Source organism: Chitinophaga sp. sic0106 (assembly GCF_019219075.1).
In the GTDB taxonomy this organism is placed as follows: Bacteria; Bacteroidota; Bacteroidia; order Chitinophagales; family Chitinophagaceae; genus Chitinophaga.
On sequence record NZ_JAHUWJ010000021.1, the window covers coordinates 36,288 to 54,486 of the forward strand.

Annotated in this window: 15 protein-coding genes; 14 read left to right on the top strand and 1 reads right to left on the bottom strand. The window is 48.3% G+C overall.

Features of this window, described 5'->3' with window-relative positions:
* The 13 genes from KW844_RS24100 to KW844_RS24160 all read left to right on the top strand — a co-directional run bounded on the left by KW844_RS24100 (position 1) and on the right by KW844_RS24160 (position 13,825).
* On the top strand, positions 1-780 hold the full coding sequence (locus tag KW844_RS24100) for a (Fe-S)-binding protein (RefSeq protein ID WP_218379354.1): 780 nt from the start codon (positions 1-3) through the stop codon (positions 778-780).
* Between the two features lie 23 nt (positions 781-803).
* The gene (locus KW844_RS24105; protein WP_218379355.1) at positions 804-1,304 is read left to right on the top strand and encodes a hypothetical protein; all 501 of its coding nucleotides are present in this window, start codon (positions 804-806) and stop codon (positions 1,302-1,304) included.
* Between the two features lie 226 nt (positions 1,305-1,530).
* Positions 1,531-2,946 carry a tRNA (N6-isopentenyl adenosine(37)-C2)-methylthiotransferase MiaB gene (gene miaB / locus KW844_RS24110; protein ID WP_218379356.1) on the top strand — a complete coding sequence of 472 codons (1,416 nt, stop codon included), beginning with the start codon at positions 1,531-1,533 and terminating at the stop codon, positions 2,944-2,946.
* A 15-nt stretch (positions 2,947-2,961) separates the two neighbouring features.
* A complete protein-coding gene (locus tag KW844_RS24115; RefSeq protein WP_218379357.1) occupies positions 2,962-3,273 on the top strand; it encodes a nucleotidyltransferase family protein in 312 nt (103 codons plus the stop codon).
* A complete protein-coding gene (locus KW844_RS24120) occupies positions 3,263-3,481 on the top strand; it encodes a hypothetical protein (protein ID WP_218379358.1) in 219 nt (72 codons plus the stop codon). Before KW844_RS24115 ends, KW844_RS24120 begins: the two co-directional genes overlap by 11 nt.
* A gap of 143 nt (positions 3,482-3,624) precedes the next feature.
* On the top strand, positions 3,625-4,869 hold the full coding sequence (locus KW844_RS24125) for a sigma-54-dependent Fis family transcriptional regulator (protein WP_218379359.1): 1,245 nt from the start codon (positions 3,625-3,627) through the stop codon (positions 4,867-4,869).
* Positions 4,870-4,885: 16 nt separating this feature from the next.
* On the top strand, positions 4,886-5,413 hold the full coding sequence (gene lptE, locus KW844_RS24130) for an LPS assembly lipoprotein LptE (protein ID WP_218379360.1): 528 nt from the start codon (positions 4,886-4,888) through the stop codon (positions 5,411-5,413).
* Between the two features lie 54 nt (positions 5,414-5,467).
* Positions 5,468-6,829 carry a hypothetical protein gene (locus tag KW844_RS24135; protein WP_218379361.1) on the top strand — a complete coding sequence of 454 codons (1,362 nt, stop codon included), beginning with the start codon at positions 5,468-5,470 and terminating at the stop codon, positions 6,827-6,829.
* A 3-nt stretch (positions 6,830-6,832) separates the two neighbouring features.
* Complete coding sequence (gene secG / locus KW844_RS24140) at positions 6,833-7,210, top strand: preprotein translocase subunit SecG (RefSeq protein WP_218379362.1); 378 nt, start codon at positions 6,833-6,835, stop codon at positions 7,208-7,210.
* A 71-nt stretch (positions 7,211-7,281) separates the two neighbouring features.
* Positions 7,282-8,331: an endolytic transglycosylase MltG gene (mltG, locus tag KW844_RS24145; protein WP_218379363.1), complete on the top strand. Its 1,050-nt coding sequence runs from the start codon at positions 7,282-7,284 to the stop codon at positions 8,329-8,331.
* Positions 8,332-8,358: 27 nt separating this feature from the next.
* Positions 8,359-9,315 (top strand): YihY/virulence factor BrkB family protein, encoded by a 957-nt coding sequence (locus KW844_RS24150; protein ID WP_218379364.1) that lies wholly within the window; start codon positions 8,359-8,361, stop codon positions 9,313-9,315.
* A 102-nt stretch (positions 9,316-9,417) separates the two neighbouring features.
* A complete protein-coding gene (locus KW844_RS24155) occupies positions 9,418-13,035 on the top strand; it encodes a T9SS type B sorting domain-containing protein (RefSeq protein WP_218379365.1) in 3,618 nt (1,205 codons plus the stop codon).
* Between the two features lie 184 nt (positions 13,036-13,219).
* A complete protein-coding gene (locus KW844_RS24160) occupies positions 13,220-13,825 on the top strand; it encodes a redoxin family protein (protein ID WP_218379366.1) in 606 nt (201 codons plus the stop codon).
* Positions 13,826-13,897: 72 nt separating this feature from the next.
* Here KW844_RS24160 and KW844_RS24165 read toward each other — a convergent pair whose 3' ends face one another.
* Positions 13,898-16,417 (bottom strand): M14 family metallopeptidase, encoded by a 2,520-nt coding sequence (locus KW844_RS24165; protein WP_218379367.1) that lies wholly within the window; start codon positions 16,415-16,417, stop codon positions 13,898-13,900.
* Positions 16,418-16,490: 73 nt separating this feature from the next.
* Between KW844_RS24165 and ggt the strand changes: the two genes are divergently transcribed.
* Positions 16,491-18,197 (top strand): gamma-glutamyltransferase, encoded by a 1,707-nt coding sequence (ggt, locus tag KW844_RS24170; RefSeq protein WP_218379368.1) that lies wholly within the window; start codon positions 16,491-16,493, stop codon positions 18,195-18,197.
* The last annotated feature ends 2 nt before the right edge of the window (positions 18,198-18,199 follow it).

Here is an 18,199-nt window from a genome sequence, read left to right on the forward strand (position 1 = left end):
ATGCGTATAAAAACAATGGCAGAATATGCCGCCAATGGCGAAACACCGGAAGTACTCTTTTGGGTAGGATGTGCCAGCAGCTTTGATCAGCGTACACAAAAGATCACCAAGGCGTTTGCAACCATTCTGGATAAAGTGGGTGTACAGTTTGCTGTATTGGGCAGAGAAGAAAGCTGCACCGGGGACCCTGCCCGCCGTGCTGGTAATGAATTTATTTTTCAGATGATGGCGCAGAGCAATATCCAGGTATTGAACATGTACGAGGTGAAAAAGATCGTTACTACCTGCCCGCACTGTTTCAACACGATTAAGAATGAATATCCCGCTTTGGGTGGTAACTATGAGGTTATCCACCATACTACTTACCTGCAACAGCTGATTGATGCGGGTAAAATTGTTTTGAAAGACGGAGGGGCTTTCAAAGGTAAAAAGATTACGTACCACGATAGCTGCTATTTGGGGCGCGCTAACGACATATATGAAGCACCGCGTAAAGTGCTGGAGATCCTGGATGCGGAGCTGATAGAAATGAAGCGCTGCAAAAGCAATGGCCTTTGCTGTGGTGCCGGCGGTGCCCAGATGTTTAAGGAAGAGGAAAAAGGAAATGTCCGCATCAATACCGAGCGCGGCCGCGAGGCCGTGGAAACCGGTGCAGCGGTAGTGGCTGCCAACTGTCCGTTTTGTATGACCATGCTTACGGACGGTGTGAAGGAAGCCGGCAAGGAAGACAGCGTGAAGGTGCTGGACCTGGCGGAAATCATCGCTGAGAGTCTTAAATAACCAGAAATGCCTAATTTTGCAATATGAACAAGATAAATTTCCCTGAAGGATTTTCTCCTGCTTCCAGGGTTTGGATATATCAGAGCAATCGACCATTCAACGAAAAGGAAGTACTGGAGATCAATGAACAGCTGGATCAGTTTACCGCACAATGGAACGCCCACGGCGATCCGGTGAAAGGTTGGGGCGGAGTAGTCATGAACCAGGTAATTATATTAATGGCAGATGAAACCCGGACGATGGTGAGTGGCTGCAGTACGGACAGCTCTGTACGGGTGATCAAGAGCCTGGAACGCCAGTACGAGATAAACCTGTTTGACCGGCTGCTGCTGGGCTTTGTGGTAAAGGACAAGGTACAGCTGTTACCACTGCAACAGGTGGCGTACGCCCTCGAAAAGGGTTATATCGACGAAAACACGCTGTATTTAAATAATACGGTGCTGAATAAGGCTGACCTGGACAGCAAGTGGCTGATTCCTTTGAAGGACAGCTGGCTGGCTGCGAAAGTTGGCGTGAAAGCGTAAATTATTATTTTCATTTCGTAACACCCGTCCGCCTTCGGACGGGTGTTACGTTTTAAGGGGCCTCCGGCCCCTTTGCTATTCCCGGAACTCCCGTCCGCCTTGAGCGGACGGGAGTTCCGGTTTCAGGAATGGCCGTCCGCCTTCCCTGAAACCGGAAACCAAATGACATAATGTCATTTTTCATTTTTAATTCCTTATTTTTGCCATCCTAAATTTGAGTAAGGAAATGCTGGATCAGATCACCAAAGTGCATGAAGAAGGCCGCCAGGGAGAGGCATTCGCCCCTGCTGCTAATGATTCTAATACATATAATAAGAAGTTTTATATTGAAAGTTATGGCTGCGCCATGAACTTTAACGATAGTGAGATTGTGGCTTCCATATTAAACGAGGAAGGCTTTGGCGCCACCCGTAATATGGAAGAGGCCGACCTCATCCTGGTCAACACCTGCTCCATCCGGGAAAAAGCCGAGCAAACCGTACGTAAAAGACTAACAGAGTTCAAAAGCGCTAAAAAACGCCACCCCGGATTGCTGGTAGGCATCCTTGGTTGCATGGCGGAGCGCCTGAAATCCAAACTCCTCGAAGAGGAGAAACTGGTGGACATGGTCGTAGGCCCGGATGCCTACAGAAGCTTGCCTGCCCTCATTGCCGAAGCCGAAGGTGGCCAAAAAGCCGTAAACGTGCTGCTGAGCAGGGAAGAAACTTATGGCGATATCAGCCCGGTGCGACTGGACAATAATGGTGTTACCAGCTTCGTATCTATCATGCGTGGCTGTAATAATATGTGTACCTTCTGCGTGGTGCCGTTTACCCGTGGCCGTGAGCGCAGCAGAGATGCGTACTCCATCATACGCGAAGCCAGAGAGCTGTTTGAAAACGGTTACCGCGAAGTGACGCTGCTGGGCCAGAACGTAGACTCCTACTACTGGACAAGCGATGCCGGCGACGAAACCGTTACCTTCGCCATGCTCCTGGAAAGAGTAGCGCAGATAGATCCCCTGCTGCGCGTTCGCTTCAGCACCTCCCACCCGAAAGATATTACAGATGAAGTATTGCACACCATGGCGAAGTACGAAAACATCTGCAACTATATTCACCTGCCCCTGCAAAGTGGCAGCAGCCGCGTGCTCCAACTCATGAACCGTACCTATACCAGGGAATGGTATATAAAAAAGGTAGATCGCATCCGTGAAATCCTTCCTGACTGCGGCATTTCCACCGACATCATCACCGGCTTCTGCACAGAAACAGAAGAGGAACACCAGGAAACCATGGACATGATGAGATATGTCCGTTACGACCTCGCCTATATGTATTTCTACTCTGAACGCCCGGGTACCCTTGCCGCACGCCGCTACCAGGACGACATTCCGGAAGACGTGAAGAAAAGACGCCTGGCCGAAATCGTGGAATTACACCGCAGCAATTCCCTCGCAGGAATGCAGCGCGAAGTAGGCCGCACCTACAAAGTGCTGGCAGAAGGTACCTCCAAACGCTCTGAGGAAGAGCTTTTTGGTCGCACCGACCAGAATAAAGTGATTGTTTTCCCGAAAGAAAACTATCAGAAAGGGGATTATGTTATGGTGAAAGTAGACAGCTGTACCTCCGGTACGCTGCGTGGAACGGTGGTAAAGGAATAATAAACAGACAGAACCATGAATAATATCATTGCAGGCAATTTGGAAGCCATCAGGAATATTTGTAACTCACATCACGTGAGCGCCCTGTTTCTTATTGGATCAGCCGCCAGAGATGATATGGATGCTTTGAGTGATATTGACCTTTTGTATTCCTTCAAGGAAAAGGAAATTCCATCTGACCAATATGCAGAAAATTTCTTTGACTTTAAAGAGTCCCTGGAAAAACTGCTTAAACGGCACGTTGACCTGGTGGCGAAAGACTATCTGAGAAATCCATATTTTATCGATGCGATAAATAAGGATAAAATCCTTGTATATGAAGCATAAATCTGTAACAAAATTCATGTATGATATTATTGATGCAATTAATGCCATTAATGAGTTTATTGGAGAAATAACGGATTTTAATTCTTTTGTGACTTCCAGACTTTTGACAAGCGCTGTAGAAAGGGAGCTTCAGGTGATTTGGAGAAGCAGTCTCCAATGCGATAAAGCTCGATCCCACCCTGGCAATTTCAGAAATTCAGCGAATTAAAGCCACAAGAAACATTATAGTTCATGATTATGACGGTATTAACTACAGACAGAATATTATGGGACATTGTAGTTAATCATCTTCCTGTCCTAAGACTTGAGGCTGAAACAATTTTAAACAATTCAAAAGAGGCTTAACGACATATGGACATACAGGCTATTAAAAACAGGTTTGGCATTATCGGCAATAGCCCGGCGTTGAACTACGCACTGCAGGTGGCTGTACAGGTAGCCAATACCGACCTCACGGTACTGATCAACGGGGAAAGCGGTGTTGGTAAAGAAGTATTCTCTCAGATCATCCATGCGTTAAGTGCCCGCAAACACAACCCGTTTATAGCGGTTAACTGCGGCGCTATTCCTGAAGGCACCATCGATTCGGAATTATTCGGTCATGAAAAAGGCTCCTTTACAGGCGCTGTTGATAACCGTAAAGGCTATTTCGAAACGGTAAACGGAGGTACCATCTTTTTGGATGAAATCGGTGAAATGCCACTCGGTACACAGGCGCGACTCCTTCGTGTACTCGAAACCGGTGAGTATATCCGGGTAGGTTCTTCCAAAGTACAAAAAACAGATGTACGCGTTATAGCCGCTACCAACAGGGATCTGCTGGAACGTACCCAACAGGGTAAATTCCGGGAAGACCTCTACTACCGCCTTAACACCGTGCCTATCCGGGTACCGGCGCTGCGCGACAGAAAAGAAGATATCCCCCTGTTGTTCCGCAAATTCTCTGTGGACTTCTCCGAAAAATATAAAACCCCTTCCATCCAGCTGGATGATGATGCACGTAACATGCTCGTCAACTACCCATGGAGAGGTAATGTAAGGGAGCTCAAAAATATTGCAGAACAAATTTCTGTATTGTCTAGTGACAAAATGGTCACCGGTAACGATCTGAAACGCTTCCTGCCGGAGCATCCGGAAGTAAACAGGCTGCCAATGCTGGCCGCGCCGCAGCAGCAGAGCGGGGGCGACTTCGCCAGCGAAAGAGACATCCTCTACAAGCTGTTCTTCGATATGAAAAAAGATGTAACAGAGCTCAAGAAGATGTTCTTTGATATTTTGCAGAACCCATCCCTGGGGCAGAATCATGATTTCCACCCGGCTGATAGTCACGTCCTGCACCATAGCTTTCCTGCCACTACTGACATTACGCCGCAGGCGCCGGTGATCAGCAATGCACAGCCCATCATTATCCAGGATGGTAAAATAGATCATCACGAAGAAGTGGAAGAAACACTTTCCATAGCCGACAAAGAAAAGGAACTGATCGTAAAAGCCCTGAAAAAGCACAAGGGCAAACGAAAAGATGCCGCTTTAGACCTGGGAATTTCCGAAAGGACCTTGTACAGGAAACTGAAAGAATATAATATCGCAGAATAATTTCAAAAAATAATTCATGAGGAAAATATTCCCGATACTGCTCATTATGGGCTTTGCTGCATTATTCAGCGGTTGCAGCGTGAAATATTCTGCCACCGGAGCCAGTATCGATGCCAACGCCAAAACAGTGAATGTTCGTTTCTTTGAAAACAGGGCACCACTTAATAACCCGACGCTCGGACAACGTATGACGCAGAAACTGCGTGATAAAATTCAGTCCCAGACCAAACTGGTACAGGTGGCAGAAACTGAGCCCCGCGCCGATTACGAGTTTAGAGCAACTATTACCGGCTATAGCTTTTCCAACGCTGCTGTAACCAACGTAGATCAGTCCGCAAGATCAAAACTCACCGTAACTATCAACGTTGTATTTATCAAGCGTGTGGAAGGAACCGATAAAAAAGGCTGGACACAGTCATTCTCCCGCAGTGCGGAATTCTCCGCATCACAGCTGGCGAGCAGTGTGGAAAACACTTTGCTGGATAACGAGATCATTCCAAACATTACCGATGATATCTTTAACCGCGCATTTGCAAACTGGTAATCGTTTTCCGTTTTAATCACTCATACATTTCGGAATTTTATTACATTAGCATGTATGACAGCAAACAGGATTATTGAACATATCTTCCATGTACCTGATTTACACCAGGTAGATGAAGCAGCGTTGAACAGAATGGTGGCGGACTACCCCTATTTCGCAGCCGCTCGTATTCTCCTGGCCCGGAAAGATTTTTCCAGGCATAGTGATGTGAATAGTCCTGCCGTTAAAACCGGTAGCTTATACAGTCATCAACAACACCACTATTACAATTTTGTCACTGCAGCCCCAGTGCTGATGGAGGTGGAAGAACGTATCCCTGCTGTTATCCCGGAAGATGCACTGCCCACGGGCCCGTCTGCCGACCTCCTGGATGCAGTAGCTACCACCCCTGTCAACCCGCTGCGCGTGGTGGCCAGGGCTACGGAGGAGTCATCTGTCGTGGCAGAAGCTATCAGTACCCCCTTGCAGGAAGCCTCCGTGGCAGATATTATGGATGCTATCGCCGAAGAAAGCACGGTTGACAATGAAAGTCCTGTTGCAGCTTTCGGGGAGATGTTAACGCAGCCCGAAGATACCGTAACGGCTGATGCGGAAATTACTGCCCGGCAAGAGGAAGCGCCAGTTGCAGGTTTCGGGGAGATGCTAACGCCGCCTGAAAACGCCGAAACGGCTGATGTAGAAATTACTGCCCGGCAAGAGGAAGCGCCAGTTGCGGCTATCGGAGAGATGCTAACGCTGCCTGAAAACGCCGAAACGGCACCGGAAGAATTGCTACCGGATCCTGATACCACCGACGAAGCTGATGAAGCAAATGCCCTTGAGGAAGAAGAAATGCAAACAGAAAAAGAACTCGATTCGCTGAACCCGGGCATTCACCTGGCAGCAGAAAACAATATAAATGCTTCAACGGAGCCGGAAAATCCGGAGCCGATGTTCAGGATATTCCCCCTGGAATTATCCGCCGATGAGCCAACAGAACTCGTATTCCAGCCATTATATACAGATGATTATTTTGCATATAAGCGCCTGAAAGATCCCGAGCATGCGGATGAGCTGAGCATCCAGGGCGAAGCCGAAATGAAAAGCTTTACCTCCTGGCTACGGGAAATCAAAGATAATTTTGCCGGAAAAACCAATAAAGACTGGTACCAGCAACAGCTGCACCGGATTTATGAAGAAGACGAAGAGCCTGAAATCTCCGAAACAGTGGAAAAAATGGCACTCGACTCCATACGGATTAACAACGATATCGTTTCTGAAACATTGGCAGAGATCTGGGTGCGCCAACGGCAGTACCAGAATGCCATTCAGATATATCAAAAATTAAGTTTGCTTAATCCCGACAAAAACGCTTATTTTGCGCAAAAGATAAAAGAATTAAAGTCACTTATAGACAACAAAAATAAACAGTCGTAATCTATGTTGATAGTTTTTGGTATCCTGATCATCCTGGCCTGTGTGTTATTAGGCTTTTTCGTTCTGATCCAGAACCCTAAAGGTGGTGGTCTTTCCAGCTCTTTCGGAGGTATTGGTAATCAGGTGATTGGTGTACGTCAGACCACGGATGTGCTCGAAAAAGGTACCTGGATTCTTGCTGTACTCATTGCGGTACTGTGCCTTACTGCTCCTTTCTTCATTGGTGGCAGCAAACCAGGCGGTGCCAACCAGCTTGAGCAAACAGCGATCGAGAAGCAAATGGGCAAAATGCCAGTTCAGGCGCCTGCTAACAATGCACCGGCTCCAGCTGCTCCTGCTCAAAATACTCCAGCACCAGCTCCAGTTCCTGAAAGCAAATAATATTATTATAGTATAATATATCAGCAAACCTCGCCGTTAAAAGCGAGGTTTTTTGTTACCGTCAATATTCTATGGCAAAAAGGAAGCAATCAGGCACTAAATCCGTGCTGCTGAAACGCACATTACTTATTGTTGGCTGCCTGCTGGCAGGCGCACTCGTTTATATCAGTTACCGGGTATTTGGGCCCAACACCAAAGCCTTTGGTGATAACAAATTCTTCTACGTACGCACCGGCAGCACCTACACCGACGTGCTGGAAGGACTCCGCGAACAAGGCATTGTACGCAACTCCACCAGCTTCAACTGGGTAGCCAAAGAACTGGGATACCCCGAACGCGTAAAAGCGGGGCGGTATAAAATCACCCCGGGCATGAGCAACTTCGATATCGTAAAACTGCTCCGCTCCGGCCGCCAGGCACCGGTTAACCTGGTTATCAATAAACTCCGCACCAAACAGGACTTCATTCATAAGGTAGGCATCAACCTGGAAGCCGACTCCATTACGTTGGCCGCCATGATGCGCGACCAGGTATACCTCCGCCAGTTTGGCCTGGACTCCAACACGGTGATGTGCGCCGTGCTGCCCAACACCTACGAGTTTTACTGGAATACCAGCGCCGACGCCGTTTTCCGCAAACTGGAAAAAGCGCATGACGCCTTCTGGACCGACGAACGCAAAGCCAAGGCCAAAGCCCTGGACCTCACCCCCGTTCAGGTCACCATCATCGCCTCCATTGTAGAAGAAGAAACCAATAAAAACGATGAAAAACCACTGGTATCCAGCGTTTATATCAACAGATTCCGTAAAGGCATGCGCCTCCAGGCCGACCCCACCGTGAAATTTGCACTGCAGGACTTCGGACTCAAAAGAATCCGTGAGGTACATACCCAATACGAATCACCGTACAATACCTACCGCGTGGCTGGCCTCCCTCCAGGCCCCATCTGTACCCCCTCCGAAAAATCTATCAACGCCGTGCTAAACACACCGGATACAGATTATCTGTATTTTTGCGCCAGAGCCGATTTTTCAGGGTATCACGCTTTTGCAGCCACCTACAGCGAACACCTGGAGAACGCCCGGAAATACCAGGCAGAACTCAATAAAAGAGGCTATTAACTTTAACTGACATCAACATATATCATCTTGGCATTTAAACCTGAAAATTTAATCTTCAGATCCTCCCCTTATAAACGACTGGTAAATCGGACCAAATCCCTGATCCTGCCAGGCTTTGAAGGCTTGCCACTGTATGATGTACTCAAACTTTTCGGACAGGAAACTAAAGCCCGGGGACTGGGCGACAGAGCCAGAGCTATCAGCTTCAACTTCCTGCTGGCCATTCCCCCGTTCTTTATCTTCCTGTTTACGCTGGTACCCTACGTGCCACTGAAAAATATAGAGCCCACCCTTTACGACCTCGCACAGGACCTCACGCCTAACTACAACACCTATATCATCGTCCGGGAAATGATCCACGACTTCCTGTACACCCACCGTAACGGATTGCTGTCTGTGGCCTTTCTCATGGGCTTCTTTTATTCTTCCAACGGTGTTATGGGTATCCTTCGCTCCTTCAATAAAATGGAACGCTCCGGGTTCCATAAGCGCAAATGGTGGCAAAACAGGCTCATAGCCCTGCAACTCACCGGACTCCTGGTAATTATCCTCCTGATTACCGTAGGCCTGGTGATCGCTCAGGGCGCCACCCTCCGTACCATCTTTAACTGGCTAAACATTACGAGTCCTTTCGTCAAAAATATTATCGACATCTCCCGATGGCTGATCATTATTGGACTCCTGTACTCCGTTAACGCCGTACTATACCGTTTTGGACCTGCCACTGCAAAACGCTGGCGATTCATCACCGCAGGCGCCACCGTAGCCACCATAGGAATGATTCTTGTTACCCTCGGCTTCTCCTACTTCGTTAATAACTTCGGGAATTATAACAAAATCTACGGCTCCATCGGAACAGTACTAATCCTCATGCTCTGGGTATTCCTGAACTCCTTCTTCCTGCTCGTAGGCTTCGAACTCAATGCCAGCATCCGGCACCTGAGCGAAGAAAGAAAGGCCATGAAACCGATTGCAATTCACTAAGCTTTCAAATATTGTTTTTTTCACAAGTGTTTAGCTTACATTTGTAGCTTCGTGTATCCGTTAAGGATTGCCAACAATACCATTTTATCATATCCGTCGACAATGAAAAGCAAATACCAGAGAGCCTGTTCGTGCTATGCATTACTATGCCTTTTAGTATTACTATTTCCCCGCCAAACCTTTGCCCAGCTGGCAGCCATACGTCCTTGCGGCACTGATATCATGCTGCAGCAGTGGCGCAATAATCCACAGTTTCTTGCACGGGAACAATACCTTAACAAAGCTATCCTGGAAAGGCAGCAACAAGGTTTTCGTGCAAACGTAAACGTTACCCTTCCGGTAGTAGTCCATATCATCAACGAAAACCCCTCCAGCATCACCGATGCGGACGTAGCCCAGGCTATTCAGACACTCAACGATGCCTACGCCGCCCAGGGCAGCTTCAGCGGCGGCCGCACCAATACCAACATACAGTTCTGCCTCGCTAAAACAGCGCCTGACGGCAGCATCAGGACCGGTATCACCCGCAGCACCTCCTACCTTACAGATTTCGATGCCGACATGGAAGGCGACCGCATCACCGCCATGGGCAAATGGGATGGGAGTCGCTATATCAACATCTGGGTGGTAACAGATATCAAATCCGAATTTATGCAGTCCTTCGAATGTGGCCAGTGGACCCGCCTGAAAATGGGTGGTTACGCCGGCGCCGGGGGCGACATCGTAGTAGCCGGCCTCGGAGTAGGCGTACTCGCACATGAAATGGGACACTACCTCAGCCTCGCGCATACTTTCGCAAACCGCGACTGTAAAAACGACGACTGTACTACCGATGGTGACATGGTTTGCGATACACCACCCGAAAAAACCATCACCGGTGGCTATGCCTGCACCGCACCGGAAAACAGCTGCGATACCGATACCCTCTCCGGATTCACCGTGGATGTAACAGACCTCCCGGATAACTTCATGGACTATGGCCAGGGAACCGGCTGTATACTGGGATTTACGCCAGGTCAGGCCGACAGGATGCACAACTTTATCAATGCCGCACTGCCGCTTATGATCAACAGTAACGTTTGCACTCCTCCCTGTAGTCCAACTGCCCTCGCGGGATTTACCCGGGCCGTAGCCTATCCCCTGACCGGCGATAACATCTCCCTGACAAATACTACCACCGGCACAGCCTCCTACCAATGGCTGGTAGACGGTACCCCCACCGCTACCACTACAGATTTCACACTAACTGTTACGGATAAACGAAATTATATAGTAACACTATTGGCTACCGCCGGCGGATGTACTTCCACCTTTACGGATGTAATAGAGGTGAGCTGCGGCGTAGTAGCCAGATTTTATCCTGACAAGCGCAAAATCGCTTCCAAAGCGGGTGTAGAGCTGGATAAAATACTGTTTAAGAACAGGTCGCGCAACGCTACTGCTTATAAATGGCTCATGAGCAACGATCAGGGAATGACAGAACAGGTAATCAGCACGGATACTGATCTGGACTTTACATTTCTTCAACCAGGCTTATACAACATTAGGCTCATCGCTACAAATGGCGCCTGTACAGACACGACAGCCATGCTACACATCACAGTAGATGATCCTACTCCTGATGCGGCGATCTATGTTACAAAGGTAGAATGCTACCAGCAGGATAAAATCCGCATGAGCATGTACTTTTATAACGGTGGATATAAAACAATCCCCAAAGGCACGCCAGTAGCCTTTTACGATAAAGATCCCCGAAAACCCGGCGCTGCGAGACTGGGAGATGTATACCTTATCCCCTCCGATTTAAGAGGTAAATGCGCTACGCCGGTATTTACTTCGGTAGTGGATGTACAAGCCACCGGACTGGATTCTATCGTTGCAGTAATTAACGATAACGGCACTACGTTGCCCCTCGCATTGCCCAATACCGGCGTGGAAGAAGTACGCTATACCAATAACGTAGTCATAAAACGCAACTTCCGTTTCAAGCCTGTGCTGGACCCGTCGGACCTTACCGTAAAACCTTTCGAAAGTATTGACATCACGCCAAAAGGGGAAAACGGCGATATCGCCAAAGCCCAATGGCTACCTGTGGATGAGCTGAGTTGCACCGACTGCATCACCACCACTTATACAGCGCCTTATCGTAAAGACACCGTCACCACCCGTACTGTACAGGCTTACAGTAAATTAGGATGTTATGACAATGCCACCGCCACTATTCATGTTCCTATCGTTGACGACTATACGGTGCAGGTACGAAAATTGATTTGTGCCGCTGACAATTACCTGCACGTGGACTTTACTATCTGCAATAATTTCATAAAAGGTAATATCCCCGCGGGCTTAACGGTGAAATTCTTTGATGGAGATCCCGCAGCAGGTCATGCCCTGCAATTAGGAAATGCTTTTGTGACCACCAGCTACAGCGCGGCTGCCTGTGGTGATTATGAATTCAGTATTCCCTCACCCGCATCAGGACAGGTATTTGCAGTGATTGCCACCGATCCGGCTGCTATTTATCCGCCTGCAACCGGGTTATCAGAAGTAGCGTATGATAATAACAATCACCAGGAAAATTACACCGCTCCTACCCTCGCCATCACGCCTGCTGATACAACCGTGTACCGTAAAGACCTTTTCCAGGCCGGGTTTGAGACTACGCTCGCACAGCCTTACACTATCCGCTGGTCAACTGCTCCTACTTACAATATCAGTTGTACTACCTGCGAGCAACCGCAGTTCAGCATGAAATCCAGCGATAAAACATACCTCGAACTGGTCAATAACTATGGTTGTAAGCTCAATAGCAGCGCTAACTTCAATATCTTTTCCCCTGACTTCACTCTTGCACTGAAAGAGGCGCATTGTTTCCGTAACGGTGAAGTGATTGTGTCATTTGATATCTGCATGAATAATGGATATGACACAGTGGTATCACGCATTCCGGTTACTTTTTATGATATGGTCACAAATGAAAAATTAGGAACAGTTTTTTATACAACCTTGCGTCAGCCGGGTAACTGTCACACCTATACGCATACGTTTCCCGCCCCTGCTGATGGCCATGGCATTATAGCTGTGATCAACAGCGATGGCACTAGTAATTCAAACGGCACTGCCATCCACCTGCTGCCGGAAACCGATTACACCAATAATGGCGACGATATAAACTATACACCGTTTGCTATAAAAGTGACGCCGGCTACCACCAATCTGTTAAGGCCCGCGCAAATTCCATTAGGCACCACCGTTAGCGGCGACGCTGCTATAAAATACACCTGGACACCCGCTGACGGCCTCTCCTGCAATAACTGTCCGAACCCGGTTGTAACAGCCCGTTCTTCCATGAAATATACCGTTACAGTCAATAATAATTTCTTCTGCACCGCCAGTGCGGATGCCACTATATTGACTTCCACACTGGAACGCATCAGCATGCCTACTGCATTCACGCCCAATGGCGACGGGCAAAATGATATTTTCTATATCATCGGAACTGCGGATATCCGGATAGTGAAAAGCTTCAGCATTTTCAACCGGTTGGGTAACAAAGTTTTTGAACGGTTTAATATTCCGGCTAACGATAAAGCTTATGGTTGGAACGGACAGGTGAACGGAAACACCGCTAACATGGATAGCTATGTGTTTTTCGCCAATATCGAATACAACGATGGTACTACAGAAATGGTGAAAGGTTCATTTTTACTTTTAAAGTAAGATGTAATTCCATCAGGATAAGATAAATATAGTAACAAAAAGGTGGTTTAAATCGTTTGAGACTGGATATCAGCCAGTAAAGTTGATTTACGTGTGATAGGGATGTTTGCAATCGAATTTTGCCCTATCTTTCTGTAGAAAATGTCACCTTTAACCACCTATTTAGGACCTGAAAATCTTTTTTATGATTAAGGCCGCCCTGTATTTATCTGTCTGTACCCTCTTGTTAGCCTTCAATCCGGGATCTGATGCTTCACTTGAAATCGGCGCACCGATACCCAAAGCTGACAACAGGCTCACAGACGTTTCCGGCAAGGAAGTATCCCTCAACAATGCCAAAGGGGCTAATGGCCTGTTGGTAATTTTTGTTGCCAATCAATGTCCGTATATGTTACGTAACGAAGAACGTATACTGGCCATGAGTAAACATGCTAAAAGCAATCATATTGGCGTTGTGCTGATCAATTCCAACGAAGCAAACCGAAGTGCGGGTGAGTCGCTCAATGCCATGAAAGAATATGCTGCGGCTCATGGTTTCAGCACTTTTTATGTATTGGATCGTAATGCAGAAATGGCGGATGCTTTTGATGCCAACCACACACCTGAATGTTATCTGTTCGATAAAAACAGTAAGCTGGTGTATAAAGGTGGAATTGATGATAGTCCGGGTAATGCGGATGCGGTGAAAACCAGGCACCTGCAAAATGCCGTGAATGATTTGCTGGCAGGGAAATCAGTAGCAGTGGCTTCCAGTAATGCGTTAGGATGTAATATTAAAAGGAAATTATAAACAAAAAAGTCAGGACTTTCAGCCCTGACTTTTTTGTTTTGGTGAGATGCCCTGGCATCTCACCAAAACAAATTATTCTCCTACAAAGAAAACAGCATTTGCAATCAGTAACTTTCCATTCTCCCAGAAGCTCCTGAACAAAGGATTATCTGCCATCAGCACAATCTGGCCAGTGCCTAATTCTTTAACACCGAATATAACCCCATCCCTTATACGTTTGCGGGTATCTGCACCTACAAAACCACTGAGGTAATTATCTTTCTTGATTACTCCTACATTCCAGCCATCACTGCCTATAAATTCATACAGGCGGCTATCTGTTTTCAGGGTATAATAACGTGGGGAATAGCCAAATGCCAGCGGATGTGTGGTATCCAGATCAACCCGGTAGATGGCGCCTGGAATAAACTGTTTCACACTTTCCCGTTCCCTGTTGGCATAGGGTTTTACCTCCGTATAGTCGGGATCGTTAGGTGCCGGATCTTTATCTTCTTCCTCCTTTTTAACCTTGATGCCCCAGTCCAGGCCTGCCACCTGTGCGGCAGCATATTCCATGGCAATCAGCTTACCCCCTTTTTTCACCCAGTTTTTAATGGCTTCTGCCACTGGTTTATCGGAGAGTGAGCGATACTCACCATTGGGAAGAATCAGCACATCCACTTCCTGCCATTTAATATCGTCGGCATTGCTTTCCTGCACAATGGTAACCGGATAATCCAGTTGCTGTTCCATGTAGTGCCACACCTCTCCTATTGCCAGCGACGATACGTTGTCGCCAGCCAGCATCACTACTTTTGGCGGTTTGATAAACCTGATTTTATCCGAGCCAAAGTCCATTCCTTTTTCTACAAAACCTGAGCTTACCGCATCCAGTTGAATGCGGAATTTGTTGGCCTGTGAAGTAATGAAGTTATCGAAATCCTTGATGGCATTAGCGTTGCCATTGCGGGTAATGATCAGGGTGCCAGGTGAAAAGTCTTTTCCACCGGCGGAAAAACTGGTTTCACTGAAACGTACTTTCACCTGGTGCTGCAGCAGTAGTGCCAGGAATTTAGCATCTCTCAGGCTGTTCCATTGTGCCAGGTAAGCGTACGGCATCTGGGCCGCCAGCGGTTTGTTATTTTTTATATAGAGAGAATCAGACGCCGCTGTGACAGACTGTTTCAGGGCATATGTAGGAAGTCCGTAGGCATAAGGCAATGCCCAGGCGGTGATATCATAGGTCAGTGAATCAGAGAGTTTTGACACTGGTTCAAAAAGTACGCGTAGCATGGTAGATCGGGGCTGATAGGCGTTAATCACCAGGTCTTCCTTGTCGATGGAAAAGTTCTCTGTTTTACCGTTGTAGTAGTTGAAGCCTGTGGCACCGGCGGCAGTGGCACCATAGCCGAAAGTGATCTGATTTTTTCTCAGCAGATCGGCCAGGGAGTTCAATTTCTCCGGATTACCTGCCGCCTTCACCACGTATGCTTTATAGGCACCTTGCGGATTTGACTTCGCGTCTTTGAAGAAGCGGGCGTATTCCTGCATGATCTTTTCTGCGTTATCTGCGGCCACTTCTATGGTGGACATGCCGGTGGTAAAGTGGTGATCAATTCTGTCGGACAGGGTGAGGGTGTCGCCATCATTTTTCAGTACTGCAATACCTGCCCTTCCGCTGCCACCTTGTTCAAAGGTCATACCCAGTGCACCGTTATACATGGGATAGGTGTCGCCATAGCTGGGATAGAAGAGGTCGAATCTTTCTTTGGTGAAATACAACCATCCTTCCCGGTCGAAGTACTTCGCATTGTTTTTACCGATGAGCTGCTGCAGCTCACGCTGCCAGGGCGTGATGGCATCATGAAAAGGCTCTGCTGCGGGCGCAAAATAGTAGGGAGCGTTGATTTCCTGTTCATGGAAATCAACATGTACCTGTGGCATCCACTGGTTGTATTTTGTGAGTCGCTGCAGGGATTCCTGTTGTGATTGCCAGGCCCAGTCGCGGTTAAGATCAAAATAATAGTGATTGGGTCTGCCGCCCGGCCAGGGCTCATTGTGTTCTCTGGCGTAAACATCCACGCTGGGGCGGCGGTTGCGGGTGGCGTTATAGAAATTCACGTAGCGGTCGTGCCCATCGGGGTTCAGGCAGGGGTCCATGATCACCACTACATTTTTAAGCCATTGCTGCGTTTGTGCATTACCGTTATTTACCAGCTCATACAGTGTTTTCATGGCTGCTTCAGAGGAAACAGCTTCGTTACCATGTACATTATAGCTGAGCCATACGATTACCGGCTGCCCTGCGGTGGCTCCCCCTTTGGCAAAGGAGAGGTCATAGCTTTGCTGGCGGATCTGTTCCAGCTTTGCAAAGTTTTCCGGGGAGGCGATGGTAGCAGTAATCAGCGGGCGGCCTTCATAGGTGCTGCCGTATTGTTCCACTTTCACCTGGGGTACACTGGCTGCAACTGCCTTGAAATAGTCCACCACACGGTAGGAAGGGGTAAACTGACTACCCAGCTTATAACCCAGAAAGGCCGCCGGCGTAGGGGCCTGGGCGAAACCCGGCAATACACCGGCTAAGCTGAGGAGCAACAAGATATATTTGTGCATAGAAAGGAATAAAATATCACTCAAAGTAGATTAAATTTCGTGAAATTCGTGATTAGTAAAAAGAGTTTTTGCAATGAGATTTCTGTTGATTTTTGGAGTGGCCATTGGTGGATTGCTAAGCGCCTGCGCTCAGCAACAGGCAGTATCCCTGCATCCTTATGACTATAAGATTGAAAAGAATATCACCGCTGCCAAAGGAGCCGTAGTATCCGCCCATCCCCTGGCCAGCCAGGCCGGAGTGCTGGTATTACAGCAGGGCGGCAATGCCGTAGATGCTGCCATTGCCACGCAACTGGCCCTGGCAGTAGTGTACCCGGGTGCAGGTAATATTGGTGGTGGCGGCTTTTTAGTAGCCCACCTTAAGAATGGCCGTAACATAGCAATTGACTACCGCGAAACCGCTCCCGCCAAAGCCAGCAGGGATATGTACCTGGACAGTGCCGGCAATGCCATAACGAGGCTGAGCCTGGACGGCCACCTGGCATCAGGTATCCCCGGTACGGTAGCAGGACTTTTTGCGGCAATGAAATATGCCAAACTCCCTTTCAGCAAACTAATTGCTCCGGCCCTCATGTTGGCAGAAAAAGGTTTTGTGATTACCGAAAAAGAGGCGGAAAGCCTGAACCATACCCGCGATGAGTTTTTACGTTTAAATACCATGCCTACTGCCTTTGTAAAGGATGTTCCCTGGAAAGGTGGCGACACCCTGTTTCAACCGCAGCTGGCACATACCCTCCGGCTGATCAGAGATAAAGGGCAGGCCGGCTTTTATGAAGGGGAAACAGCGGACAATATTATCGCGGAAATGCAGCGGGGCGGCGGTATTATTACCCATGCCGATCTCAAAAAGTATAAAGCGGTAGAACGTAAAGCCATCACCTTCCAGTATAAAGGCCAAACGATTGTAACCATGCCCCTACCCTCTTCCGGTGGGGTATGCCTGCAGCAAATGATGATGATGGTAGATACTTACCCCATCGCCAGCTGGGGATTCCACTCGCCACAGGCATTACAGCTGATGATTGAGGCCGAGCGCCGCGCCTATGCCGACAGGGCCGAGTTCCTCGGTGACCCTGATTTTGTGAAAGTACCTGTGGCTAAGCTGACCAACAAAGCGTATATCCGTGAGCGTATGTCCACTTTTACACCTGGCAAAGCCGGTAACAGCGACAGCACCAATGCTGGCCTTACAAAGGAAAGCGAGCAAACCACGCACCTGAGCGTAATAGATGCCGACGGCAATGCCGTGGCAGTAACCACCACGCTCAACGGCCACTATGGCTCGCGCACCGTGGCAGGGAAAGCCGGATTTTTACTGAACAATGAAATGGACGACTTCAGTGTAAAACCAGGCGTACCGAATATGTATGGCCTCGTGGGCACAGAAGCCAATGCCATCGCCCCGGGTAAGCGCATGCTCAGCAGCATGACGCCTACCATCGTCCTGAAAAATAATAAACCAATTTACAGCCTGGGTACCCCTGGTGGTGCCACCATTATCACCTCCGTGTTTCAAACGCTGATGAATACACTGGAATTCGGGCTATCGCCGGAAGATGCCGTGAACAAGCCTAAATTCCACCACCAGTGGCTGCCGGATGTGGTGTATGTAGAGCCTGGTTTCCCGGAAGAAGGCATACAGGCGCTGGAACAAATGGGCTACAAAATTGAAAAGCGGGGGCCTATAGGTCGCACGGAACTGATTAAAAAGGATATTACAACCGGACAACTCCAGGCCGCTGCCGACAAGCGTGGCGACGATGGGGCTGCCGGCTACTAAAA